24 protein-coding genes and 1 tRNA gene are annotated in these 24,185 nt (G+C 67.8%); 13 read left to right on the top strand and 12 right to left on the bottom strand.

The window, feature by feature from the left end:
* Window positions 1–103 precede the first annotated feature (103 nt).
* The 3 genes from GBG68_RS03215 to GBG68_RS03205 are packed head-to-tail and all read right to left on the bottom strand — an operon-like array spanning window position 104 to window position 3,105.
* Complete coding sequence (locus tag GBG68_RS03215) at window positions 104–2,590, bottom strand: heavy metal translocating P-type ATPase (protein WP_152145075.1); 2,487 nt, start codon at window positions 2,588–2,590, stop codon at window positions 104–106.
* Window positions 2,591–2,603: 13 nt separating this feature from the next.
* Window positions 2,604–2,909, bottom strand: a complete 306-nt coding sequence (locus GBG68_RS03210) for a metal-sensitive transcriptional regulator (RefSeq protein ID WP_152145073.1) — start codon at window positions 2,907–2,909, stop codon at window positions 2,604–2,606.
* On the bottom strand, window positions 2,902–3,105 hold the full coding sequence (locus GBG68_RS03205; RefSeq protein ID WP_152145071.1) for a heavy-metal-associated domain-containing protein: 204 nt from the start codon (window positions 3,103–3,105) through the stop codon (window positions 2,902–2,904). The genes GBG68_RS03210 and GBG68_RS03205 overlap by 8 nt, the downstream gene beginning before the upstream one ends.
* A 171-nt stretch (window positions 3,106–3,276) precedes the next feature.
* Between GBG68_RS03205 and GBG68_RS03200 the strand changes: the two genes are divergently transcribed.
* From GBG68_RS03200 to GBG68_RS03160, 9 genes are read left to right on the top strand one after another with little or no spacing between them, the layout of a single operon-like run.
* Window positions 3,277–3,801 carry a Na+/H+ antiporter subunit E gene (locus GBG68_RS03200; RefSeq protein WP_152145069.1) on the top strand — a complete coding sequence of 175 codons (525 nt, stop codon included), beginning with the start codon at window positions 3,277–3,279 and terminating at the stop codon, window positions 3,799–3,801.
* A complete protein-coding gene (locus GBG68_RS03195; RefSeq protein ID WP_152145067.1) occupies window positions 3,801–4,082 on the top strand; it encodes a monovalent cation/H+ antiporter complex subunit F in 282 nt (93 codons plus the stop codon). Before GBG68_RS03200 ends, GBG68_RS03195 begins: the two co-directional genes overlap by 1 nt.
* Before the next feature lie 4 nt (window positions 4,083–4,086).
* Window positions 4,087–4,389, top strand: coding sequence for a monovalent cation/H(+) antiporter subunit G (gene mnhG / locus GBG68_RS03190; RefSeq protein WP_152145065.1), 303 nt, complete (start codon window positions 4,087–4,089; stop codon window positions 4,387–4,389).
* Window positions 4,386–4,643 carry a Na(+)/H(+) antiporter subunit B gene (locus tag GBG68_RS03185; RefSeq protein ID WP_152145062.1) on the top strand — a complete coding sequence of 86 codons (258 nt, stop codon included), beginning with the start codon at window positions 4,386–4,388 and terminating at the stop codon, window positions 4,641–4,643. Before mnhG ends, GBG68_RS03185 begins: the two co-directional genes overlap by 4 nt.
* Window positions 4,644–5,351 (top strand): MnhB domain-containing protein, encoded by a 708-nt coding sequence (locus tag GBG68_RS03180; RefSeq protein ID WP_152145060.1) that lies wholly within the window; start codon window positions 4,644–4,646, stop codon window positions 5,349–5,351.
* Window positions 5,348–5,659, top strand: a complete 312-nt coding sequence (locus tag GBG68_RS03175) for a sodium:proton antiporter (protein WP_152145058.1) — start codon at window positions 5,348–5,350, stop codon at window positions 5,657–5,659. Before GBG68_RS03180 ends, GBG68_RS03175 begins: the two co-directional genes overlap by 4 nt.
* Window positions 5,656–7,107: a complex I subunit 5 family protein gene (locus tag GBG68_RS03170; protein WP_152145056.1), complete on the top strand. Its 1,452-nt coding sequence runs from the start codon at window positions 5,656–5,658 to the stop codon at window positions 7,105–7,107. The genes GBG68_RS03175 and GBG68_RS03170 overlap by 4 nt, the downstream gene beginning before the upstream one ends.
* Complete coding sequence (locus tag GBG68_RS03165; protein ID WP_152145054.1) at window positions 7,104–8,597, top strand: proton-conducting transporter membrane subunit; 1,494 nt, start codon at window positions 7,104–7,106, stop codon at window positions 8,595–8,597. The genes GBG68_RS03170 and GBG68_RS03165 overlap by 4 nt, the downstream gene beginning before the upstream one ends.
* Window positions 8,594–10,258, top strand: a complete 1,665-nt coding sequence (locus GBG68_RS03160) for a proton-conducting transporter membrane subunit (RefSeq protein ID WP_152145052.1) — start codon at window positions 8,594–8,596, stop codon at window positions 10,256–10,258. Before GBG68_RS03165 ends, GBG68_RS03160 begins: the two co-directional genes overlap by 4 nt.
* Before the next feature lie 51 nt (window positions 10,259–10,309).
* Here the strand turns inward: GBG68_RS03160 and GBG68_RS03155 are convergent, their stop codons facing one another.
* From GBG68_RS03155 to GBG68_RS03145, 3 genes are all read right to left on the bottom strand, one after another.
* Window positions 10,310–10,582, bottom strand: a complete 273-nt coding sequence (locus GBG68_RS03155; protein ID WP_152145050.1) for a hypothetical protein — start codon at window positions 10,580–10,582, stop codon at window positions 10,310–10,312.
* Window positions 10,579–10,842, bottom strand: a complete 264-nt coding sequence (locus GBG68_RS14070; protein ID WP_193222198.1) for a hypothetical protein — start codon at window positions 10,840–10,842, stop codon at window positions 10,579–10,581. Before GBG68_RS14070 ends, GBG68_RS03155 begins: the two co-directional genes overlap by 4 nt.
* Before the next feature lie 79 nt (window positions 10,843–10,921).
* Window positions 10,922–11,527 carry a TMEM165/GDT1 family protein gene (locus tag GBG68_RS03145; RefSeq protein ID WP_226801590.1) on the bottom strand — a complete coding sequence of 202 codons (606 nt, stop codon included), beginning with the start codon at window positions 11,525–11,527 and terminating at the stop codon, window positions 10,922–10,924.
* Between the two features lie 92 nt (window positions 11,528–11,619).
* Here GBG68_RS03145 and GBG68_RS03140 point away from each other — a divergent pair, with 92 nt between their 5' ends.
* The 3 genes from GBG68_RS03140 to GBG68_RS03130 are packed head-to-tail and all read left to right on the top strand — an operon-like array spanning window position 11,620 to window position 16,952.
* A complete protein-coding gene (locus GBG68_RS03140; protein WP_152145046.1) occupies window positions 11,620–13,152 on the top strand; it encodes an alpha,alpha-trehalose-phosphate synthase (UDP-forming) in 1,533 nt (510 codons plus the stop codon).
* Window positions 13,153–16,554: a mechanosensitive ion channel domain-containing protein gene (locus GBG68_RS03135; protein ID WP_152145044.1), complete on the top strand. Its 3,402-nt coding sequence runs from the start codon at window positions 13,153–13,155 to the stop codon at window positions 16,552–16,554.
* A 38-nt stretch (window positions 16,555–16,592) separates the two neighbouring features.
* On the top strand, window positions 16,593–16,952 hold the full coding sequence (locus GBG68_RS03130) for a DUF4870 domain-containing protein (RefSeq protein ID WP_152145042.1): 360 nt from the start codon (window positions 16,593–16,595) through the stop codon (window positions 16,950–16,952).
* A gap of 82 nt (window positions 16,953–17,034) precedes the next feature.
* Here the strand turns inward: GBG68_RS03130 and GBG68_RS03125 are convergent, their stop codons facing one another.
* The 3 genes from GBG68_RS03125 to GBG68_RS03115 all read right to left on the bottom strand — a co-directional run bounded on the left by GBG68_RS03125 (window position 17,035) and on the right by GBG68_RS03115 (window position 18,780).
* The gene (locus tag GBG68_RS03125) at window positions 17,035–17,730 is read right to left on the bottom strand and encodes an MgtC/SapB family protein (RefSeq protein WP_226801588.1); all 696 of its coding nucleotides are present in this window, start codon (window positions 17,728–17,730) and stop codon (window positions 17,035–17,037) included.
* Complete coding sequence (locus tag GBG68_RS03120; RefSeq protein WP_152765418.1) at window positions 17,723–18,220, bottom strand: hypothetical protein; 498 nt, start codon at window positions 18,218–18,220, stop codon at window positions 17,723–17,725. The genes GBG68_RS03125 and GBG68_RS03120 overlap by 8 nt, the downstream gene beginning before the upstream one ends.
* A 469-nt stretch (window positions 18,221–18,689) precedes the next feature.
* A tRNA-Ser gene (locus GBG68_RS03115) sits at window positions 18,690–18,780 on the bottom strand.
* A 107-nt stretch (window positions 18,781–18,887) separates the two neighbouring features.
* Between GBG68_RS03115 and mltF the strand changes: the two genes are divergently transcribed.
* Complete coding sequence (gene mltF, locus GBG68_RS03110) at window positions 18,888–20,360, top strand: membrane-bound lytic murein transglycosylase MltF (RefSeq protein WP_152145037.1); 1,473 nt, start codon at window positions 18,888–18,890, stop codon at window positions 20,358–20,360.
* Window positions 20,361–20,425: 65 nt separating this feature from the next.
* Here the strand turns inward: mltF and tadA are convergent, their stop codons facing one another.
* The 3 genes from tadA to guaB form a co-directional block, all read right to left on the bottom strand.
* On the bottom strand, window positions 20,426–20,890 hold the full coding sequence (tadA, locus tag GBG68_RS03105) for a tRNA adenosine(34) deaminase TadA (protein ID WP_413463305.1): 465 nt from the start codon (window positions 20,888–20,890) through the stop codon (window positions 20,426–20,428).
* Between the two features lie 3 nt (window positions 20,891–20,893).
* Window positions 20,894–22,471 (bottom strand): glutamine-hydrolyzing GMP synthase, encoded by a 1,578-nt coding sequence (gene guaA, locus GBG68_RS03100; RefSeq protein ID WP_152145035.1) that lies wholly within the window; start codon window positions 22,469–22,471, stop codon window positions 20,894–20,896.
* 125 nt (window positions 22,472–22,596) lie between these two features.
* On the bottom strand, window positions 22,597–24,063 hold the full coding sequence (guaB, locus tag GBG68_RS03095; RefSeq protein WP_152145491.1) for an IMP dehydrogenase: 1,467 nt from the start codon (window positions 24,061–24,063) through the stop codon (window positions 22,597–22,599).
* Window positions 24,064–24,185 lie beyond the last annotated feature (122 nt).

Genomic DNA, 24,185 nt, shown 5'->3' with positions numbered 1-24,185 from the left:
GGTGCGGTTAGCCTTACCGCGTGATGACGCGGGCCGCATTATGCCCCACAAGAGGGCTCCCCGTCGCGCCCGGCGCGACATCCCACCGGCTGGCGGGCGCTGCTCAAGAAATGGGTGCGGACGAGCCGGTTCGACCGATCTGGCGACTGGAAGTTCCGGGCGTCTCCGCAGCCAGCTTCACACGGCGCAAGCGCAGGGAATTGCTCAGCACGAAGATGCTGGACAGGCTCATGGCGCCGGCCGCCACCATGGGGTTGAGCAGAAGGCCGGTGAAGGGGTAGAGCACACCGGCCGCCACGGGGATCAGCGCCACGTTGTAGCCGTAGGCCCAGACGAAGTTGCCGACGATGGTGCGCCGGGTGCGCGCGGACAGGCGGAAGGCCGCGGCCAGCACACGCAGATCCCCCCGCATCAGCACCACATCGGCCGCTTCCACGGCGATATCCGTGCCGGTGCCAATGGCAATGCCCACGTCCGCCTGCGCCAGTGCGGGCGCGTCATTGATGCCGTCGCCGACGAAGGCGACCCGCTTGCCCTCGGCCTGCAGACGCTTCACCTCCGAGGCCTTCTGCTCCGGCAGCACTTCGGCGAGCACGCGGCTGATACCCAGCTCCACAGCGATGGCCTGGGCGGTATGGCGGTTGTCGCCGCTGAGCATGGCAAGCTCCACACCCTGCTCGCGCAAGCGCTCCAGCGCTTCCACGCTGCCGGGCTTGAGGGGGTCGGCCACGGCGATCAGGGCACCCAAGCGCCCATCCACCGCCACGTACAGCGGGGTACGGGCACGCCGGGCCAGATCCTCCGCCGCCGCCGTCAGCGGCGAAATATCCACCCCCAGCTCGCGCATATACCGATCGGCGCCGATATCCAGCCGCTGCCCGGCCACCGTCGCGCGCACACCAAAGCCCGGTCGTGCCTGAAAATCCGTCGCCGGGGGCAGGTCCAGGCCACGCTCCCGGGCGGCGCGGACCAGGGCTTCCGCCACCGGGTGCTCGCTCAGGGACTCCGCCGCCGCCACCAGCGCCAGCAATTCATCCTCCTCGCCATCGACCACCCGAAAATCGGTCAACGCGGGGCGGCCTTCGGTGAGGGTGCCGGTCTTGTCCAACACCACGCGGTCCACCTGACCCAACAGCTCCAGCGCCGTGCCCTTGCGGAACAGCACACCCTGCTCGGCCCCCTTGCCGGTGCCCACCATGATGGCGGTGGGGGTGGCCAGCCCCATGGCGCAGGGGCAGGCTATCAGCAACACGGACACGGCGCTGACGAAGGCGTAGGACAGCGCCGGACTGGGCCCGAGCAGCAACCAGACCACGAAACTCAGCAGTGCCACCAGCACCGCCACCGGCACGAACACCCCGGCAATGCGATCGGCGAGCAACTGGATCGGCGGCTTGTCCGCCTGGGCGCTCTCCACCATGCGGATGATCCGCGAGAGCACCGTGTCCTCGCCTACCCGGCTGACCCGGAACAGCAGACTGCCGTGCTTGTTCACGGTCCCGCCCACCAGCTCCGCACCCGGGCCTTTCTCCACCGGCACCGGCTCGCCGGAGATCATGGACTCGTCCACCCAGGAGCTGCCTTCGAGCACCTCCCCATCCAGCGGCACGCGCTCACCCGGGCGCACCTGCACCCGCTCGCCGGGCAGCACGTCCTCGACGGGCACATCCCGCGCCTCGCCATCGCGCAGCACCCGCGCGGTGGGCGCCTGCAGCCCCATGAGTTTGCGTATGGCCTGGGAAGTGCGGCCCCGGGCAATGTGTTCCAGATAGCGCCCGAGCAGAATCAGGGTGATGATCACCCCCGCCGCCTCGAAATAGCTCACCGCCGTGCCGGCGGGAAACAGGCCGGGCGCCAGCAGCGCCAGGAGGGAATAGAAGTAGGCCGCCGAGGCGCCGATCATGACCAGGCTGTTCATCCCCGGGTTCAGATGGCGCAGCTCCGTCCAGCCCCCACGGTAGAAGCGCGCGCCGGCATGGAATTGCACCGGCGTGACCAGCAGCAGCTCCAGCCACATCCAGCCACGCGCGTCCATCAGGCCATGCATCCACGGACCCAGCCCGGGGAGCATCTTGCCCATGGAGACCAGGAACAGCGGCACCGTGAAGAGCGCCGCCACCAACAGCGCGTATCGCAGCGATGCCCCTTCGGAGTCACCGACGGGCGGGGCGGCCTCCTCGGCGTGGCTCTCGTATCCGGCCTCGCGGATCGCATCACGCAGGCGACCGGGGCTCAGCGCGTCGGACAGGTAACCCACCGTCACCTTGCCTAGCGCCAGGTTGACCGAGGCGCGGACCACCCCGGGCCGCGTGAGCAGCGCCTTCTCGATACGGCCCACACAAGACGCGCAGCTCATGCCCTCCACCTGAAAAACCGCCTCCGCGATGCGCGGTTCGTAGCCCGCATCGCGTACCGCGCCCAGAACCGGCTCCAGCATCGCCCCACGGGCCAGGCGCAGATCCGCCCGATTGCCGGCCAGGTTCACGCTGGCCTGCTCCACGCCCTTGGCCTGCTCCAGCGCACGCTCTACGCGCCGCACGCAGGACGCGCAGCTCATGCCGTCTATGCCCAGCACCAGTTCTGTGCCCATCTCAGCCACCACGCTATCGGTATTTCAGCAATTCCATCAGCTCATCCACCAGGTGGTGGGTATCGCCGCGTTGGGCGGCGGTGCTGACGTGCTCCTGCAGATGGCTGCGCAGCACCAGCTCTCCCACCCGGTTGAGTGCGCCATTGACAGCCTTGACCTGCTTGAGCACATCCACGCAATAGACCTGCTCGTTGTCGAGCATGCGCAGGATGCCATCCACATGCCCTCTCAGCGACAGCAACCGCCGGCGGGCATCCTCGCGCACAGCCGGGTCCAGCCGCAGCCCCTCGCAGTGCCCCGCGTTTACGGCCCTAGCCATGGGATGCCACCAGTTCGTAGCCTTCCACCCGCAGCGCATGGGCCAGGGCCTCGGGGGCCGCATCACCCTCGAGGCGGGCTATACCGCGGGAGGCGCTCACCTCTTGCACCGCGCGAACCCCGGGCTGCGCCGCCGGCACCTTTTCCACAGCTCGCTCGCAGTGTCCGCAACTCATGCCCTTGATGAGCAATTCCATGATATCCCTCCCGTGCTTGCCACCCCTCCCCAGGGGGGGTGGCTATCCATGACGAGGCTAAGCCGTACGGCGCGGGTTTTCAAGAGCCCGGACCAAGGCCGGAAGCTTGTACGTCGCCGCCCGGACCCATAGATAAGAGCTACCCCAGAAGCTGACAAAGCCAACCCAATAATGCCGATGCACAGCCGGGGCCGGCGCCGCCCTCGCAGCCAGTTGGCGCACTGCCTGATTCGCCGGGGCGCTCTGTACACCCCGCTCTGGTTCGCCCTGAGCGGCGCCCCGGCGGGCAACTGGCCCTACGGGATGATGGCGGTGGGCGCCACACTGGGCCTGAGCCTGGCACTGCTGCCCCCCGGCCACACACCGGCACATACCCAAACCTCCGGTTGGCGCCTGTTGCGCTTTCTGCCCTGGTTCGCCTACGCCAGCCTGCGCGCCGGCTTCGATGTGGCGCGGCGGGCGTTCAGCCCCGGCCCACCCCTGAACCCGGGACTGCTGGAGGTGAAACTGCCCCAGGCGCCCGGCGCCCGACGCGTCGTGCTGGCGGGCCTGCTCACCCTGCTGCCGGGCACCTTGGCAGCGGATTTCACCGAGGGGGGGCTGAAGTTGCACGTGCTGGACCGCGCCCGGGACAACCGCGGCAACATTCTCGCCCTCGCCCACCGGCTATACGGCGCCGCCCGAGAGCCGCGCTGATGGATACGCTGCTGCTGGGGCTCGCCGTTTTCCTCCAGGGCAACATCCTCGCCGGGCTGTGGCGCATCTGGCGCGGCCCCACCGCCGCCGACCGCATGTTGGCCGCGCTGTTGTTCGGCAGCACCGGCATTGCCGTGTCCTTGCTGCTGGGCATGGCGCTGAGATTGCCCGCCGCCCTGGATGTGGCCCTGATCCTTGCGCTGCTCGCCGTCATCGCGGCACTGGCTTTCGTGCGCCGGGCCTGGCGCCCCGAGAAGGCGGCGAAACCGACGAAGGAGTAAAGGCATGCTCTGGCAGTTCTACACCGTGGCCTGCCTGATTCTGGGTGGTTTCTTCTTCCTCGCCGGTACTCTGGGGCTGTTGCGTTTTCCCGACGTGTATACCCGGCTGCACGCCCTCACCAAGGCCGACAATCTCGGCCTGGGCTTGATCGTACTCGGACTCCTCCCGCTGGCGGGGCGCTGGAGCGAGGCCCTGAAATTACTGCTCATCTGGGGACTGGCGCTGTTCGCCTCGGCCAGCGCGGCCCATCTGATCGCCCGCGCCGCGGTTCTTGAAGGGCGCAAGGTCTGGGAGCGCGAGCCATGATGCTGCTGTTCGATCTCCTGCTGGCGCCGGCCCTGCTGTGGGTCGCCCAGGGCGCCATGAGCCGACGCAACCTCTTCCAGGCGGTGGTGCTGTTCATTGCTTTCGGGCTGCTGCTCAGCCTCGCCTGGGTACGCCTGCGTGTACCCGATGTAGCCATGGCCGAAGCCGCCGTCAGCGCGGGGATCACCGGGGTGCTGATGCTGGACGCCCTGGGACGACTGGGCGGCAAGCACCCGCGGGGCAGGAGACGCTGAATGAGACAGCTCCGGGATTCTCTGGCGCATGCCCTGCTCACCGTGCTGGCCACCGGCCTGGGGGTGCTGCTCATCCTCGCCGCGTTGACACCGGCCGGACCGCCCTCGGCGCTGCCGGCGCAACTGCGCCAGACCATGCCGTACAGTGGCGTGGAGCACCCGGTTACCGCGGTGCTGCTGAATTTTCGCGGTTTCGATACCCTGCTGGAGATCGGCGTGCTGCTGCTCGCCGCCATCGCCGTGCTCATCCTGATCCCCGACAAGGGCAGCCGCGGGCATCGCCCGCTCAGCGCCGGCCCCACCCCGGGTCCGTTGGTTCCCTGGCTGCTGCCCCGGCTGCTGCCCATGGCCCTGATGACCGGTCTGTATCTGTGGTGGGCGGGCGCCAGCCGCCCGGGCGGGGCCTTTCAGGCGGGCACGGTGCTGGCGGCGGGCATCGTGCTGGCCTTGCTGGGACAGAGCCTGGGCCCTCCCCGGGTGGGTGCTCGCCTGCGCCTGGGCATGGTGCTGGGCTTTGTACTGTTCTGCGCCTTCGGCCTGGGCAGCGGGCTTGCGGCGCCTCCCATGGCGTATCCGGCGGGCTGGGCCAAGGCGCTGATCCTGCTCATCGAACTGGCGCTGATGGTGTCCATTGCGCTGATCTTCATGGTGCTGGTGATCGGCATTCCGCCCCACGCCCGCGGACGCTTTCCGGGGGACGCGCCATGAACGCGCCGCTGTACGCCGTCATAGGTGCGCTGCTGTTCGTGATGGCGCTGCGTGCCCTTTTCCTGAGCCCCCACCTGCTGCACAAGCTCATTGCCGGCAATATTGCCGCCAGCGGGGTGTTCCTCACCTTCATCGGCCAAGCGGGCGTCACGGACGGCGCGGTGGATCCGGTGCCCCAGGCCCTGGTGCTTACGGGCATCGTGATTTCGGTCTCGATCACGGCCTTCGCCCTGTCCGTGCTGCGCCGACTGCACGAATGCCACGGCCACGCGCACCTGGAGGCCTCGCGACCACGCAAGCGGCAATGATGGACTGGGCGGGCACAACACTAACCGTGGCGGTATTCGCCCCCCTGCTGGCGGCGCCCCTGGCCTTCGTGCTCGGTCACCGGGCGCTGCCCTGGCTCGCGCTGCTCACCGCGAGCCTGGTGCTGTTCAGCCTGCTGGCCGCCCTGATGCCGCCGGGCGGGGGCAGCCTGCTCATTGCGCTGGGCGGCTGGCAGGCGCCACTGGGCATCCTCTGGCGCCACGACGGCGCCAGCGCCGCCACCCTGCTGGTGAGCGCCGCGGTGGCCGCGGCCATCCTGGTGTACGCCAGCGCCTACCCCGCGCTGAGCCGGTGGCAGGGGCGGGCGCTGGGCTTCTGGCCGGTCTTCCTGCTGCTGTGGGGCGGCTTGAACGCGCTGTTTCTGGCCGCGGACCTGTTCAATCTCTACGTCACCCTGGAACTGGTCAGCCTGGCGGCGGTGGCGCTGGTGGTGCTGGAAGGCAGCGCGTCCAGCCTCACCGCCGGCATGCGCTATCTGCTCATCGCCCTGGTGGGCTCGCTGTGTTATCTGTTGGGCGTGGCGCAGCTCTACGGCCAGTACGGATTGCTGGCTATGGAGCAGCTCGGCGCGGTGCTGGAGAGCAACACCCCAAGCCGCCTGGCCATGGCCCTGATCAGCGCGGGGCTGTGCGCCAAGGCGGCGATATTCCCCCTGCATGTATGGTTGCCCGCCGCCCACGGCCAGGCTCCCGCCCCGGCCAGCGCCGCCCTGTCGGCACTGGTGGTGATGGCGCCGATGTACATCCTCTACCGGCTCCACGGCGAGCTGTTCCCCCCGCTTCACACCCCGGGCCTGCTACAGGGGCTGGGGATACTGGGCGCCGCAGCCATCGTCTGGGGCTCCCTGCAGGCTCTGGTGCAGACCCGCCTGAAATTGCTGATCGCCTATTCCACCGTGGCCCAGCTTGGCTATTTCATGCTGTATTTCCCGCTGCTACACCACCCCGGCGCCTGGGCGGGCGGTTTCTATCTGATGCTCTCCCACGCCCTGGCCAAGGCGGCCATGTTCCTCGGCGCCGGGACCATCCTCCACGCCCTGGGACATGACCGCATTCATGAGCTGCGCGGCGTGGCCTCGCGGATGCCCATGACGGTGCTCGCCTTCGGCGTCGCCGGCATGACCCTGCTCGGCCTGCCGCCCAGTGGCGGCTTCATCGGCAAGTGGCTGTTGCTGCAGGCCGCCATTGAAGGCGGCCAATGGCGCTGGGTGGTGGTGCTGCTGCTGGGTGGCCTGCTTACGGCGGGGTACCTGTTCCGCCTGCTCCGCCATGTGTTCAACAGCGGACCGGATCCGCGCCGTGCACCGGTGGCCAAACGCCTGGAGCTGACCGCGCTGTTGCTGGCCGCCGCCTCGCTGTTGGTGGGGCTGGCGGCCAAGCAGCCGACACTGATGCTGCTGGGCACGGCGCCCACGGGGGTGGCGCCATGAGCTGGAACGCCACCTGGCCGCTGATCACCATCCTCTGCTCGCTGCTGCCGGCCTTGCTGATCCTCACCCTGGATGAAGCCCGCCACCGGCTGCGCAACAGCCTCAACCTGGGCGGCGCGGTGCTGAAGCTCACCGTGGTGGGGCTGATGCTCTGGGGCGTGTACGGCGGCACCCGCTACGGCTTTGGCTGGGAGGTGCTGCCGGGGCTGAGCATTGTGCTGCGCGCGGATGCCCTGGCCCTGCTGTTCCTGACCCTCTCGGCGCTGCTCTGGCTGCTCACCACCATCTACGCCATCAGCTATCTGGGCCAGGGGCCGGACCTGAGCCGTTTCTTCGGTTTCTTCTGCCTGTGCGTCGCCGCCACCGCGGGCATCGCCCTGGCGGGCAATCTGTTCACCCTGCTGATCTTCTACGAGCTGCTGACCCTGTCCACTTACCCCCTGGTGGTGCACAAGGGAGACCGGGCCTCCCTCGCCGCGGGCTATGTGTACTTGCGCTACACCCTGGCCGGCGGCGCACTCGTGCTGCTGGGCACGGCCTGGCTGCATGCCCTCAGGGGCAGCCTGAGCTTCGCCGAAGGCGGGGGGGCGCTGGAGGCCGTGCCGGATCAGCTCAGCCTGCAACTGATCTTCTGGGTGCTGATCCTCGGTTTCGGCGTCAAGGCCGCGCTGGTGCCGCTGCACGGCTGGCTGCCCCGGGCCATGGTGGCCCCGGCACCGGTCAGCGCGCTGCTGCACGCGGTGGCGGTGGTCAAGGCGGGTGCGTTCGGCATCATCCGGGTGATCTACGATGTCTACGGCCTTGCCTTGTCGGCGCGCCTGGGGGTGCTCACGCCGCTGGCCTGGCTGGCGGCGTTGACCATCGTCTACGGCTCGGTGCAGGCACTGCGCCAGGACGACATAAAACGCCGCCTCGCCTACTCCACCGTCAGCCAGCTCTCCTATATCGTGCTGGGCACGGCGCTGCTAAGCCCCCTGGCCGGCATCGGCGGGCTGGCCCATTTGGTGCACCAGGGCGTAATGAAGATCACCATGTTCTTCTGCGCCGGCGCCCTGGCGGAAACCCTGGGCATACACCGGGTGAGCGAGCTGAACGGCGCGGGGCGACGCATGCCCCTGACCATGCTGACCTTCAGCATCGCCGGACTGGCCATGGTCGGAGTGCCGCCGTTGGCCGGCTTCATCAGTAAATGGCAGCTGGGCGTGGGCGCGCTGGAGAGCGGCAATGATTGGGTGGTTCCGGTGCTGTTGCTGAGCAGCCTGTTGAACGCGGCCTATTTCCTGCCGATCATCCACCGGGCCTGGTTCCTGCCTCCCGAGGGCAGCTGGCCCCAGGAGGCCGCCAGCCCCGGTCGCCTGGAGACTGCGCCCGGGCTGCTCTGGCCGGCGCTGATCACCGCCGCGCTCACGGTGTTGTTCGGCCTGTTCGCCGGCAGTGCGCTGAGCCCCCTGCACTGGGCCACCTTCATCAACGAGCAGGTCCTGCCATGAGCGCCCTTTGGCCTGCCCTCTTGTATCTGATCGTGCTGCTGCCCCTGGGGCTGGGGCTGCTCGCGGTGCTGCCCGGAGGCGCGCCCCGCGCCGCCCGCGCCCTGCCCGGTACGCCCCTGCCGGCACTACTCGCCGCACTGCTGCTGCCTCAGATCAGCCTGCAGCAGCCGCTGATCACCTTCGGCATCACCCTGGGACTGGATGCGCCCGGTCGGCTATTCCTGCTCTTCAGCGCCGTGATCTGGATGCTCGCCGGCTGGCACCTGCTGCGCACCCGGCCCTGGCAGCGGCCCGCCGGCGCGCGGCTGCTGTGCTGCTTCCTGCTTTGCCAGGCGGGGAACCTGGGCGTGATCATCGCCTTGGACCCGATCGGCTATTACATCGCCTTCAGCCTGCTCAGCCTGGCCGCCTACGGCTTGATCGTGGTGGAGCCCGGCGCCCGGGCACGCCAGGCAGGGCGGCTGTATCTGACGCTCGCGCTGCTGGGGGAGATGGCCATGCTGGCGGGCTTTCTTTACCTGGACCAGGGGCGCGAGGGGCTCCTGGTCGCCCTGTTGCTGTTCGTCGGCATGGGCGTGAAGCACGGCGTGCTGCCACTGCACGTGTGGTTGCCGCGCGCCCATGGCCTGGCCCCCTATCCCTGCAGTGCTCTGCTCTCCGGCGCCCTGCTGAAGGCCGGGCTGCTCGGCTGGATCCGCTTCCTGCCGGAGACCGGCGCCGGCCTTACCGCCCTCGCGCCCTGGATGCTCGGGCTGGGCCTGGCGGCCGCTTTCTATGGTGCCCTGGTCGGTGTGCTGCAGTCGAAGCCGAAGATGCTGCTCGGTTATTCCAGCATCAGCCAGATGGGCCTGGTCACCGCGCTGCTGGGCAGCAGCGCCGGCGAGCCTCGTACCTGGCCCCTGGCGGCCGCCGCCGCCGGCGCCTTCGCCCTCCACCACGCCAGCGTCAAGGCCGCGCTGTTCCTGGGGCTGGGCGTGGCACGCCGGGGCCGAGCCGGTGGCTGGGTGTATCCCACCCTGCTGATGCTCTCGCTCAGCCTCGCCGCCCTGCCCCTGAGCGGCGGATATCTGCTGAAGCTGTGGATGAGCGCGGCCGGGCAAGCTCCGATTGCACCGACCCCGGCCGGGCCGTGGAAGAACCTGCTGCCCTGGAGCTCGGTGGCGACCGGCCTGCTGATGAGCCGTTTCCTGTACCTCAGCCGCCGGCAGCCCCGGCCAAGCCCCCTGCCCGGCATGGACCCGGTGGGGCCCGCGCCCTTTCTGATCCTGGCGGCCTGGGCGCTACTCATGCCCTGGGTCTGGTCGTGGCTGCACCATCCCTACGCCCCGGCCACACTGTTGGCGGACAGCCTCAAGTGGAAAAGTCTCTGGCCCTGGCTGGTGATCCTGCCCCTGGCGGGCTTTGCCTGGTGGGTGGCGACAAGGGGTTGGAGGCTGCGCCCGATCGTCCCCGCCGGGGATATAGTGGTGCCGCTGGAAGTGCTGGCGGCCCGGCTCCGGCTGCCCGATACCGCCCGCAAACACCCTCACCGTCACCTCAGAAGGGGGGCGCTACGGCGTCGCCTCGACCATCTGGAGGCGAGGCTGCTGCATCTGCCCCGAACCGGCATCGTGTTGCTGGGTTTGATCCTGTTGCTCGCTGCCCTCAGCCTGGGAAGCTGAGCGATTCGGCCATGGCGGCCAAGACCGCGCCCACCCCGCCGGGCGGGACGGTCAGCCCTGCTTGCCCTGCTCGTCGGGCCGCGCGGCGGGTTTGCCCACGCTCTCCGCCAGCGCCACGCATAACAGCAGGCCCAGCCACCAGATCAGGCCAAGCTTGAGCAGCTGCCACAGGCTCTCGGCCTGGAGCATCAGGCCCAACATGACCAGCGTCAACGCCAGCAGCGCCTGGCGGCTGACCCCTACCTCGGGTCGCAGCCCGCGGTACAGGGCCCAGGCGCCGCCCAGCCAGCACAGCACACTGAGCAGATTGAAGCCCGCGTTCATCGCAGCTTCCCACGGCTTAGCGGCTGCCGGCGCGGCCACAGCAACCAGGCGGAGACCAGCAGCAGGAGAATCATCAGCAGCAGATCCATCAACCAGGGGAGCCCGGAAGCCTGGGCCGCCAGCGCGGCGGCGCAGGTCAACGCCGCGCAGCCGAGCACCAAGCCCCGGGCACGCTGGCGCGCCGCCGCCAACAACCCGCGCAGCGCGGCGGCGGCGGTGAACAGCAGGAAAAGCGCAATGGCTGCATTGAGTTCCGTCATAAGCACCTCGGCATGGGCGGAGCGGGTCCGCTTGCAGTCGGTGCCTCTTAGATGGTGCCCTGCGGGCACTGGGGCAAGTTCAGATCGACCAGAGCGTCCAGCCGGCCAGCAACAGGAAAAGCAGCCCCGCCAGCCGGTGCAGCCAGCGCCCGGGCATGTGCGCCAACAATCGCCCCCCGACCCACACACCCAAGGCCGTATTCAGCAGCAAGGCCAGGCTCCCCCCCAGCCAGACCGGCCAGGGCGGCGCCACAGTGGCGAGACCCGCCACCGCCAGCTGGGTCTTGTCGCCAAATTCGGCCAGGAACACCAGCGCGAAGCTGGTCACCAGCACCATGCCAGGGCGCCCCCCGGCGATCGCCCCCGCCTCCTCCTCATCGCCACCGCGCAAGGCCTGCCAGGAAAACAGCAGAAACAACCCCGCCACGGCGATATCCAGCCAGGGGCGTGGCAGCCACTGCGCCACCAGCGCACCGAACAGCACCCCCAGAGCGCTCAGCAGCACCAGAGCCCCACCGGCCCCCAGCAACACGCTCCATACCTTGCGGTGCCGTGCCGCCAGCGTCATGGCCACCAACTGGCTCTTGTCGCCGAATTCGGCGAAGAACACCACCAGGGCGGTGAAACCCAGCGCACCCAGGCCCTCCCGAGCCGGTGCCAGACTCGTCAAGAGACTGTCGAGCAAGGATTCCCCCCCTGTTCCGCCTTGCTTGAGTTGCCCGCGGCCGCGCCCAATACCCACTCGGGAAGCCCGACGCTCACCGGACGCCACCAGATATGCCAGCGAGTACGCAGGGACGCATCATCGTCGTTTCCAACCGCCTTCCGGTCACCCTGTGTCAGCAAGGCAAACGCTGGCACGCCGAGCCGAGCAGTGGTGGATTGGTCAATGCCATGGTGCCCGTGCTGCGCCGCCATGGCGGACTGTGGGTAGGCTGGCCCGGCCAGCTGGGCGCCAGTGCCCGGGCCTTGCGCCGGGCGCTGGACCAGGCCAGCGGCAACGGCGCCTATCGCTACCACCCGGTGAGCCTGAGCAGCGCCGAGCACGCCGGCTTCTACCACGGGTTTTCCAACGAGATCATCTGGCCACTCTTTCACGACCTGTTCACCCGCTGCAACTTCGACCCCCGTTACTGGCGCATCTACGAGCGGGTGAACCGCAAGTTCGCGCGCATCGTCTCGGGCCTGGCCTGTTGGCAGGACTTCGTCTGGGTGCACGACTACCACCTGATGGAGCTGGCGAGCGCGCTGCGACGCCTGTCCTGTCCGGCGCGGCTCGGTTTCTTTCTGCATATCCCCTTCCCACCACTGGAGATCTTTCTCAAACTCCCCTGGCGTTTCCAGATCCTGCGCAAGCTGCTCGCCTTCGACCTGATTGGTTTCCAGACCTTGCGTGACCGGCGCAACTTCGGCCAATGCGTACACCGGCTGCTGCATACGCCCGCCAGGGCCGTGGCCCGGGGTACCCTGCTGCAGGTGGCCCACCGGGAGGAAGAGGCCTCGCACCCGGTCGCCGTGGGCAGCTTCCCCATCGGCATAGATGCCCAGGCGGTGCGCGCCCAGGCGCTCTCCAGCGAATCGGCGCAAGTGGCGGCCACGCTGGACGAGGCCTTCCCGGGCCGTTGCATCATCCTGGGCGTGGATCGGCTGGACTATACCAAGGGCCTGCCCAACAAGCTGGAGGCCTTCCGCACGGCCCTGCACCGTTATCCACGCCTGCGCGGGCGGGTGCACCTGGTGCAGCACGCCGTACCCAGCCGCCATGACATACCCGCCTACCAGGCGCTGCGGCTGGAGGTGGAGCGGCTGGTTGGCGAGATCAACGGCGAGTTCACGGAGGAAGGCTGGGTTCCCATTCACTATATGTTCCATCGCTTGAGCCCGGTGCATCTGGCCGCCTGGTACCGACGCGCCGACATCGCCCTGGTCACACCGCTGAAGGACGGTATGAACCTGGTGGCCAAGGAATACTGCGCCAGCCGCGTCGAGCGCCCCGGGGTACTCATACTCAGCGAATTCGCCGGCGCCGCCCCCCAGCTCCAGGACGGCGCGCTGCTCATCAACCCCTACGATGTGGAAGGCACCGCCGAGGCCATACACCGGGCCTACCGCATGCCGGCTTCGGAACGAGCCCGCAGGATGGCGCGGCTGTGGCGCCAGGTGAGCGAGCAGAATGTCTACCGCTGGGCCGAGCAGTATCTTGCCGCCGCGGCCCAGCCCGAACCACACCGCTTCCCGCCGGTGGCCGATTACCTGCCCCGTGAGCCGGCCGCCGAGCGTTTCATTCACGCCTCCCTGCACCGTGCCTGAATGCGCGGCCGCGTCCCTCACGCCCTGCCCTGGCCCGCACGGCGCCTGCCCGCCGCGCTGGCGGCGGGCGCGCTGGCGCTGTTCTTGGGCCTGGCGCCCCCTATCGGGCATGCCCAGAACGCCCAAGCCACGGACACCACCGCGACGGATGTCTTGCGCCTGGAAGCGCGCATCGAGGCCCTGGAGAGCCCCGAGGGCGAGCCCGCCACGGGCGGCAACGCCGATGCCCTGGCTCTCTACCGAGAAGCGCGGGAGCGGCTGCAACAGGCACAGCGTGACCAGCAGGCGGCCGCCGCCTTTCGCGCGGCGCTGGAGAATGCCCCGGGCCGGGCGGCACGGGCACGACGCGAGGCGGAATCCGACCGAGCGCCGGACGACTGGCCACCCTTGCCGGGCGAAGGGGCCGATCTAGCCACACTGGAACAAGCCTTGAGCGAGGAGAAGGCGCGGCTCGCCGCCCTGCAGAGCGAACTGCAGGCGCTGGAGGCACAACTGGCGGATATGCGCGACCAGCCGGCCCGCCTGCGTGAGGCACTGCTGGAACTGCGCAGCGAGCAGGAAGCACTCACCCAGGAAAGTGCCAGCGCCGACGGGGAAGAGCTGGCGGAAGCCAGAGCCGCACTGCTGGATGCCCGCCGCCGGGCCGTGGCGGCCAAGACGCGCATGCTGGAGCAGCAGTTGCTCAGCCACAACGCCCGGCAGGAACTGGCCAGGGCACAACGCCTGCGCCTGCTTCAGCACATCGAATGGCTGCAACAGCGGGTCGGCTCGCTGGAGACGCGCGTCAACCGCGAAAGTCGCAGCGAGGCCGAACGCGCCCGGGAACAGGCCCAACGCGCCGCGGAATCCGTGCGCGGGCTGCACCCCCTGTTGAGTGAACAGGCGCAGCGCAACAACGCCCTCAGCGAGCAGCTCAACACGCTGGTGGCCGGCGTGGAGCAGCTCGCCGAGGAGAACCGCTACGCTCAACGACAACTGGAGCAGTTGCGCCGCAGCTACCAGAGCACCCGCCGGCAACTGGAACTCGCCGGGGGCGATGTGCTGCTCGGCGAGGCCTTGTTGCGCGAGCGGCGCAGCCTCCCGCCCCCTCAGCGCTTCGAGGAGCGCCTGAAGGCTCTGCGCACGCGACTGGCCCGGGCCCGCCTGGAGATGCTCCGTCTGCAGGAAACGGCTCGCGCATTGCAGGAGCCGAAGGCTCTTGCCCGGGAGCTTGTCGCCGAACGGGTGCGACTGACCGCCCGCCCCGAGGATATTCCCCGCATACACACCGCGCTGGAAGCGCTGCTGGCCGAACAGGCCGGGCTGGTGGATACCCTGCGACTGAACCTCAACCGACGCATCGATCGCATCGCCGAACTGGCACAGGCCCAGGAACGGCTACAGGAGCAGAGCGCGCGCTACGCCGCGCTGTTGGATGAACACCTGCTCTGGGTGGCCAGTGCCGACCCGCTGAACCGAGCCTGGTTTTCTCAATTACGCGAGGCCCTGCTGGCACTGTTGCGCGCGGCGGGTTGGCGCAGCGTGATTCAGGCCATCGGCCAAGGCGCGGCGAGCCGCCCCGCGTCGACCACCGGGCTGTTGCTCGCAGCCTTGTTCTGCCTGCTGCTCACGCCGCGCCTGCGGCGCCTGCTGCGCGAGGCACAGCGCCGCGTGGGCCATCCGCTGGAAGACCGCTTTCGCTATAGCCTCCAGGCCCTGGCGTATACCACCTTGCTGAGTTTGCCCACCCCGCTGCTGCTGGGCACCCTGGGCTGGCTCGCCACTCGGGGCGCCGGTCCCGGCAGTTTCGCCCACGCCCTTGGTGAAGGCCTGCAAGCCGCCGCGCTGATCGGCTTTCTGGGGCTCGGCCTGTCCCAGTCCTGCCGCCCCGGCGGGCTCGCGCCGGTGCATTTCCGCTGGCCCATCGGGCTGTGCCGCCAACTGCGCGCGCCGCTGCGTCGCTTCGTACCGCTACTGGCCCTGTCGGCCCTGCTGGTGGCCTATGGTGCCGAGCAGCAGGGAACCGGCGCACACGACAGCCTGGGGCGCGCGGCCTATATGAGCGCCGCCCTGCTGCTCGCCTGGACCGCCTGGAACTGGCTGCGCGCCGGCCGACTGTTGCCCAGGCGAAGCGCGGGGTACAGCTGGCAACTGCTGCGCTTCGCCGTCACCGCCCTGCCGTTGGCCCTGGCGACACTCGCCGGCCTGGGCTACTACTACACGGCCCTGCAACTGGCCAGCCGCCTGATGGCCAGCGCCTGGTGGCTATTGCTGATCATCGTCGGGCTGTCGCTGATCCTGCGCGGCATGCGCCTGGCGGAGCGCCGACTTGCCCATCTGCGGGCGAGCCAGCGTCGGAAACAAGGCGGAGGCGTAATCGAGCAGCAACCTCAGCTCTCGCTACAGACCGTGGACGAGCAGACCCGGCAGCTACTGCGCCTGCTGGTGGGCGTGAGCCTGCTGGTGGGGCTGTGGTGGCTATGGGCGGACCTGCTGCCCGCCCTGCGCATTCTTCAGGAGGTGGTGCTCTGGCACCATTACACCGGCGCGGGCAGCGAGCAGCTGATGCGGCCGGTCACGCTGTTGGACGCCGCCCTCGCCGTCGCCCTGCTCTCGGGCGTGATTCTGCTGGTACGCAACCTTCCCGGCCTGCTGGAGATCCTGCTGCTGCGCCGGGTGCACATGGATCCGGGAAACCGCTATGCCGTCACCACACTCAGCCGCTACCTGGTAACCGGGCTGGGGCTCATCGCCGCCATTGCCCTGATCGGCATACGCTGGAGCGAGGCGCAATGGCTGGTGGCCGCGCTGGGCGTGGGCCTGGGCTTCGGTCTGCAGGAGATCTTCGCCAATTTCGTCTCCGGGCTGATCATCCTGTTCGAGCGGCCGGTGCGAGTGGGCGACACCGTTACCCTGGGGGATCGCACCGGCACTGTCAGCCGCATCCGCATTCGCGCCACCACCATCACCGACTGGGCGCGGCGGGAGCTGATCATCCCCAACAAGGACTTCGTCACCGAGCAGCTGATCAACTGGACGCTTTCCGACCAGATCACCCAGTTGCTGATCGAGGTGCGGGTGGATTTCGCCAGCGAACCCGAGACCGTCAGCCGCGTGCTGCGGGAGGCGGTGCGAACACAGGGCCTGATCCTCTCCGACCCGGCCCCCAGTGTGCACTTCATGCGTTTCGGCGAACAGGGCATGCATTTCGAGATCCGCGCCTACCTGCAGGGCATGGAGGACCGGCTCTCGGTCACCGACGCCCTGCATCAATCGATACTCGCCGGGCTGCGGGCGCAGGGCATACGCCTGGCGGCGCCCCAGCGGGAGCTGCACCTGCGCTCGGTAAGCGCGCGGGCCTGGCCGCCGGGGCGAGACGGCCCGTCCCCCACTGGCGGGGACCAGGCTCCTGATTTACGATGACGCTGTTCTCAATAATCAACAAACCGTGAGGCCCGACCATGTCCGAGCACGAAGAGCAGCTATCCACCAACGCCCCCGCCGGCGACCAGAAGAACATCGCCCTGCTGGTGCATCTCAGCGGCATCATCCTCGGGTTCATTCCCAGCCTGATCGTCTACCTGATCAAGCAGAGCGAAGGCCCCAGCTGGTTGCTGGAGCAGGTGAAGGAAGCGCTGAACTTCCAGATCACCGTGCTGATCGCCTTCATCGTCTGCTGGGTGCTGGCCTTCGTGCTGATCGGCGCGCTGCTGATGCCGCTGGTGTGGCTGACCAATCTGGTGCTGTGCATCGTCGCGGCAGTGAAGGTCAGCAACGGAGCGAGCTATCGGTACCCGTTCGCACTGCGCCTGATCAAGTAAGGCCGGTGGGTCTCGAGCCGGCGCCGACCGGCCCGGCACGCTGACCGGCGTCGCGTGCCCGGCGGGTCGGCGACCCCGCGCCCTAATCCACCATGGGCGACAGACGAAACCCGACAACCTCCTGTTTCCTTAACAACTCCCGGGACAGGCGCTGGAAACTGCGCCTGTCCATGGCACGAATCACCATCGTGTATTCGAAGAACTCGCCACCCGTCGACAATCTATAGCCGACCTTCAGAACCCGGCAGCCGACCTGCCGCAGCAGATCCCGCACCTGCTGCTCCGGCAGCACCGTCTCGCGGTGAAATCGCAGCACGTGCTCGGCATGGTGGCGGCGGGGAATCCAGTCCTCCAGCATGCGCAGCACCGACAGGGTGAGCAGGGTCAGGGCCGATGCGAGCAAGGCCGGCCCGTAGAAGCCGATGCCGAGCAAGGCACCGATGGCCGCCGTCATCCAGATGGAGGCAGCCGTGGTGAGACCACGCACCGTGAGCCCCTCCTTGAAGATCACGCCGGCGCCGAGAAACCCGATCCCGGTCATGATCCCCTGCGCCATACGTGTAGGATCGGTGCGCACCATATCCACGGGCAGATCGCCCAGCCACTCGGCCTGGTAGACCGAGATCATCATCAACAATGAGGATGACACGCAGACCAGCACATGGGTCCTGAACCCCGCCGGGCGGCCACTGAAACTACGCTCCGCGCCGATGAGGCCGCCGATGACAAGCGCTGAAACCAGGTGCAGCGCCTGGCCCGAGAAAATCAGTTCATACACTTGCGAAAACACCCATCACCTCCCTTTGGGCAAGGGGCGCATAATGGCTAAAGTACACGCATATCGCCATATCGCGCCCTGTGGCACCCCGTAATTCCTGCTCCAGCCCGATAAGCCTGGAGAGCGGCGCCTGCCCTTGCAGACATATGGGCAGACCACTGACTTCCACGGAAAACGGCGTGACCTGACGCCAGAGCAACACCCGGCGCACGGTGGTGTCCATGGCAGGCGGCGGAACGATGCGAAAACCCATGACCGGTTCCGATGGTCGGGGTTTTTCCAGCCGAAGAATTTCCAGATCCTTCGGCAGATAATAACCGGGCATATAGGCAAGAATTCTCGCCACCCCGGAACCCATGGACGATTCGTTTATCGCGAATATCTTTACTCCTTTCTCATGATGTTCTATGCAAACACCCGTTCCTCCAGCGAACAATTCCGCCACGTCGATATTACGTGGAAAAGACGGAGCGCCGCGTACACGCTCCATGACTCGCGCGAGAACATACGTCACATATGCACCCTTCACGAAGATATCGGCAGCCGGCAGTGCCGCCTCGACCCGCTAAAACAGCCGTGAAATTCCAAAAAAAAGCAGCGCCCAGAAAACTGGACACTGCGTTTTTGGTTATTCCCGGATAGATGATACGCTCCGCAATTAAATAAGCAAGCTGCGGGCAGCAGTGCCGCAACGGCGTGACGACGACCACGGAGTCAGCACCGCCGACCTGCGGCTAATAGGCGCCGTTGAGCCACAACGGATATTGTGGGAATGAAATGGACCGAGGATTCCAATCCCGGCCGTTTTCCATTTGGCGGAGAGGGGGGATTGATTCGCGGCCTGCGGCCACTCCCCCCTGCGGGGCCTTGTCGAACCCATCATTGCCATGGATCGGGGTTTCGACTCCCAGTGTCGTTCAAACGAAAAACGGGGCCCCGCCGGGGCCCCGTTTTCCATTTGGCGGAGAGGGGGGGATTCGAACCCCCGGTCCGGGAGTACCGGACAACGGTTTTCGAGACCGCCGCTTTCGACCACTCAGCCACCTCTCCTGAACACCTGGCGCGCGGCCCCGGGTAAGGGCCGGACAGGATTCGCTACGCGCTGAGGCGGGCTAGTCTACAATATCCGGGGGTTCATACGAAGAGGCATTTCCTTGATGACGCGGGGAGCATCTCCTGCCGCGCTGCTGATGGCGGTGCTGTGTCTGGCGCTGAGCTATATGGCGTGGACCGCCAACATGCGTCCCCCCACCCTGCTGGAACGCATCAAGCAGGACGGGGAACTGGTGGTGGTGACGCGGCTGGGGCCGTCCACGTATTACCATAGCGGTGAGCGGGATCTGGGCATGGAGTACGACCTGGCGCGGGCCTTCGCCCGGGAACTGGGCCTGGACCTGCGTATCGTTATCGCAGAGGACCTGAACCAGGTCTTCGAGATCCTCGACAGCCGCCGTGCGCACATCGCCGCTGCCGGGCTCGCCGTCACCGAAGCGCGCCGCAAGCGGTATGATTTCTCGGTTCCCTACATGAGCGTACGCCAGCAGCTGGTGTATCGCGCCGGCGCGCGCCGACCCGCCACGCTGCTGGAACTGGAAGAACCCGTCCTGGTCAGCCCCGGCAGCAGTCATGCGGAGTATATCCGCCGAACCGCGCTCAAGCTGCCTGGCCTGGACTGGGCCATAGACCCGCTGGCGAGCTCGGAAGAGCTGCTCTATCGGGTGTGGAACCGGGAGATCCCCTACACCATCGCCCATTCCAATGAACTCACCCTGCACCAGCGTTTCCTCCCGGAGCTGCGCGCCGCCTTCGATCTCACCAAGCCCCAGGGCATCGCCTGGGCCCTGCCCGACTACCGGGACGACAGCCTGAAGCAGGCCGCGGATCGCTTCTTCCGCCGCATCCGCGAGGACGGCACCCTCACCCACCTGATGGAGAAGTACTACGGGCATCTGGCCCGCTTCGATTACGTGGGCACCCTGACCTTCACCCGCCATGTCACCGAGCGCCTGCCGAAATACCGGGCACTGTTCGAGCAGGCGGCCCGGGAGCACGGCCTGGACTGGCGCCTGCTGGCAGCGATCGGTTATCAGGAATCCCACTGGGACCCGCGTGCCGTCTCGCCCACCGGAGTGCGCGGGCTGATGATGCTGACCCTGAACACGGCGAGCCATGTGGGGATTTCCAACCGATTGGACCCGGCCCAGAGCATCGAGGGGGGCGCGCGTTATCTGGCGGAGATGAAGGCGCGTGTTCCCCAACATCTGCAGGAGCCGGTGCGCACCTGGATGGCCCTCGCCGCCTACAACGTGGGCCTGGGCCACCTGGAGGACGCCCGGGTGCTCACCCAAGAGCTGGGCGGTGACCCGAATTCCTGGTTCTCGGTGCAGAAACACCTGCCGCTACTGGCTCAGCGCAAGTACTACAGTCGCACCCGCTACGGCTACGCCCGGGGCTGGGAACCGGTCACCTACGTGCAGAACGTACGCAGCTACTACGATCTGCTCATCCGCATCACCGAGCCCGATCTACTGCGGGTGGAATCCAGCGAAGCCGTACCGGAGCGACCCGTATACCTGGCCCCGGAGGACCCGCCCGTACGGCTTGTTTCACCGCTGGATTCGCTCTTTTAAGGCCTGACTCGAGCCCTTCCCTTGCAGGAGCGGCCCATGACCGCGCCGGCACCGGAAGGACGCGTCTAGGCGCCGCGGCGCCGGCGAAAGAAGGCCCGGAGCAGCTCGCCGCATTCCTCGGCCAGCACCTCGCCCTCCACACTCACCCGATGGTTGTGGGCGGGATCCTGCAGCAGCCCGAAGGCACTGCCGGCAGCCCCGGTCTTGGGGTCGGTGGCGCCGAATACCACCCGCGCCACACGGGCGTGAATGATAGCGCCCACGCACATGGGACAGGGTTCCAGGGTGACGTAAAGGGTGGTGCCGGGCAGACGGTAATTGCCCAGCGCCGCGCCGGCGGCACGCAGGGCCTGGATCTCGGCATGGGCGCTGGGGTCGCGGCTCGCCACCGGGCTGTTCCAGCCCTCGGCGAGCACCTGGCCGGCGGCGTCGGTGAGCACCGCGCCCACCGGCACCTCGTCGGCCTCGTCGGCGCGCCGGGCGCAATCCAGCGCCCGGCGCATCAGCGCCAGATCACGGGGCCGGGGCACGGCCTATTCCCATTCGATGGTGGCCGGCGGCTTCCCGGAAACGTCGTACACCACCCGGGAAATCCCCTCGATCTCGTTGATGATCCGCCGCGAGACCAGGTCCAGGAACTCGTAGGGCAGATGCGCCCAGCGGGCGGTCATGAAGTCGATGGTCTCCACCGCGCGCAGGGCCACCACGTGCTCGTAGCGCCGGCCATCGCCGGTCACGCCCACGGACTTGACCGGCAGGAACACGGCGAAGGCCTGGCTGACCTTGTCGTACAGCTCATGAGCGCGCAGCTCTTCGATGAAGATATGGTCCGCCCGGCGCAGGGTGTCAGCGTAGTCCTTCCTCACCTCGCCGAGGATGCGCACGCCCAGGCCCGGCCCGGGGAAGGGGTGGCGCTGGATCATGTCCGCCGGCAGCCCGAGTTCCAGGCCGATCCTGCGCACCTCGTCCTTGAACAGCTCCCGCAGGGGCTCGACCAGCTTCAGCTTCATGTGCTCGGGCAGGCCGCCCACGTTGTGATGGGACTTGATCACATGGGCCTTGCCGGTCTTGGCACCGGCCGATTCGATGACATCCGGGTAGATGGTGCCCTGGGCGAGCCAGCGCACGTTCTTCAGCTTGGCCGCCTCGGCATCGAACACATCGATGAAGGTGTTGCCGATGATCTTGCGCTTGGCCTCCGGGTCCTCCACGCCGGCGAGCCGCGAGAGGAACTGCTCCTCGGCGTCCACCCGGATCACCCGCACGCCCATGTGGCGAGCGAAGGTGGCCATCACCTGATCGCCCTCCTGCCGGCGCAGCAAGCCGTTGTCCACGAACACGCAGGTGAGCTGATCGCCGATGGCCCGGTGCAGCAGCGCGGCCACCACCGAGGAGTCCACCCCGCCGGAAAGCCCCAGCAGCACTTCGTCCTCGCCCACCTGCTCGCGTACCCGGGCGATGCTGTCCTCGATGATATTGCCGGCGGTCCAGGCCGCGGCGCAGCCGCAGATCTCGTGCACGAAGCGCGAGAGGATGCGCTGGCCCTGGGCGGTGTGGGTGACTTCCGGGTGGAACTGCACCCCGTAGTAACGGCGCTCGTCGTCACCGATGCCGGCGATGGGGGCGGCTTCGGTGCTGGCGATGACCTTGAAGCCCTGAGGCAGCGCCGAGACCCGGTCGCCGTGGCTCATCCACACGTCCAGCAGGCCGTAGCCCTCCTCGCTGGTGTGGTCCTCGATATCCCGAAGCAGCCGGGAGTGGCCGTGGGCGCGCACCCGCGCATAGCCGAATTCCTTGTGGCTGGAGGGCTCCACCGCGCCGCCCAGTTGGGAGGCCAGGGCCTGCATGCCGTAGCAGATGCCCAGCACCGGCACTTCCAGCTCGAACACCGCCTGGGGCGCGCGCGGGGTCTGCTCGAAGGTGACCGACTCGGGGCCGCCGGAGAGAATCACCCCGCTGGGGGCGAAATCGCGTACCGCGGCGTCGTCCACGTCGCAGGCGTAGATCTCGCAATAGACGCCGGCCTCACGCACCCGGCGGGCGATGAGCTGGGTGTACTGGGAGCCGAAGTCAAGGATCAGGATACGCTGGGCGTGGATATCGTGCGCCATGGGTCTTTACTAGCCTGCCAACCTTAAAGAAATAGCCGCCTCACGCGGGCCCTTGGGAGCAGCCGCGATGCAGCGAAGCGGAATCGAGGATTCCCCACCACTACGGCGGGGAACCCCCTCCAGCCTCAATCCACCCGGTAGTTCGGCGCTTCCTTGGTGATGCTCACATCGTGAACGTGGCTTTCCCGCACGCCGGCGCCGGTGATACGAACGAACTGAGGTTTGCTGCGCATCTCGTTGATATCCTTGCAACCCACATAGCCCATGCTGGCGCGCAAGCCGCCCACCAACTGGTGGACGATGGCCACCAGACTGCCCTTGTAAGGCACGCGGCCCTCGATGCCCTCGGGTACCAACTTTTCCACCTGCTCGGTGCCGTCCTGGAAGTAGCGGTCCGAAGACCCCTGGCTCTGGGACATCGCACCCAGCGAGCCCATGCCCCGGTAGGACTTGTAGGAGCGGCCCTGGTAGAGCTCCACCTCGCCGGGCGCCTCTTCGGTACCGGCCAGCATGCTGCCCACCATCACCGTATGGGCACCCGCGGCGATGGCCTTGGAGACATCACCGGAGTAGCGCACGCCACCATCGGCGACCAGGGGCACGTCGGTGCCCTTGAGGGCCTCGGCCACATCGGCGATGGCGCTGATCTGGGGCACCCCCACCCCGGCGATGATGCGGGTGGTGCAGATGGAACCCGGCCCGATGCCCACCTTCACCCCGTCGGCACCCGCTTCCATCAGCATGCGGGCGGCCTCACCGGTGGCGATGTTGCCGCCAATCACCTGCAGATCCGGGTAGGTCTGTTTCACCCAGCGCACCCGGTCGATGACACCCTGATGATGTCCGTGGGCGGTGTCCACCACCACCACGTCGACCCCGGCGGCGACCAGGGCGGCGACCCGCTCTTCGGTGCCGGCACCGGCGCCCACCGCGGCGCCGACCCGCAGGCGCTCGTGCTCGTCCCGGCTGGCCAGCGGATAATCCTTCGCCTTTTGAATGTCCTTCACGGTGATCATGCCGCGCAGCTCAAAGCGATCGTTGACCACCAGCACCTTCTCGATGCGGTTGTGGTGCAGCTTCTCCAGCACCTCTTCGCGATCGGCGCCCTCGCCCACCGTAACCAGCCGGTCCTTCGGCGTCATGGCGACCGACACTGGCTCGTCCAGCCGAGTCTCGAAGCGCAAATCACGGCTGGTGACGATACCCACCAGTTCTTCGCCATCCACCACCGGTACGCCGGAGATGTTATTGGCCCGGGTCAGATCCAGCACCTCGGCGATGGTGGTGGACGGCCCCACGATGATCGGCTCCTTGATCACGCCGGACTCGAACTTCTTCACCTTGCGGACTTCCGCCGCCTGCTGTTCGATGGTGAGGTTCTTGTGGACGATGCCGATGCCGCCCTGCTCGGCCAGCGCAATGGCCAGACGGCCTTCGGTGACGGTGTCCATGGCCGAGGAGACCAACGGCACCTTGAGACGGATGCCGCGGGTCAGCTGCGTGGACAGGTCAACTTCCCGGGGCAGCACCCGGGAGTAGGCCGGCATGAGGAGCACATCATCGAAGGTCAGGGCTTCCTGGGCGATTCGCAGCATATGTTGGCTACACCTGTGGCTTCGGTTGCGGGCGTCACGGACGCTCGGAGAGCGAGCGCCCGGTTTTTGGATAGCCGGCCATTATAATACCCGCGACAGCTTGCCGCAAAGCGACTCCG

Origin of the sequence: Alkalilimnicola sp. S0819, assembly GCF_009295635.1 — a bacterium.
GTDB lineage: Bacteria > Pseudomonadota > Gammaproteobacteria > Nitrococcales > WHIW01 > S0819.
Note: the sequence above shows the minus strand (reverse complement) of the source record. Positions and strands in the feature narration are given on the sequence as shown.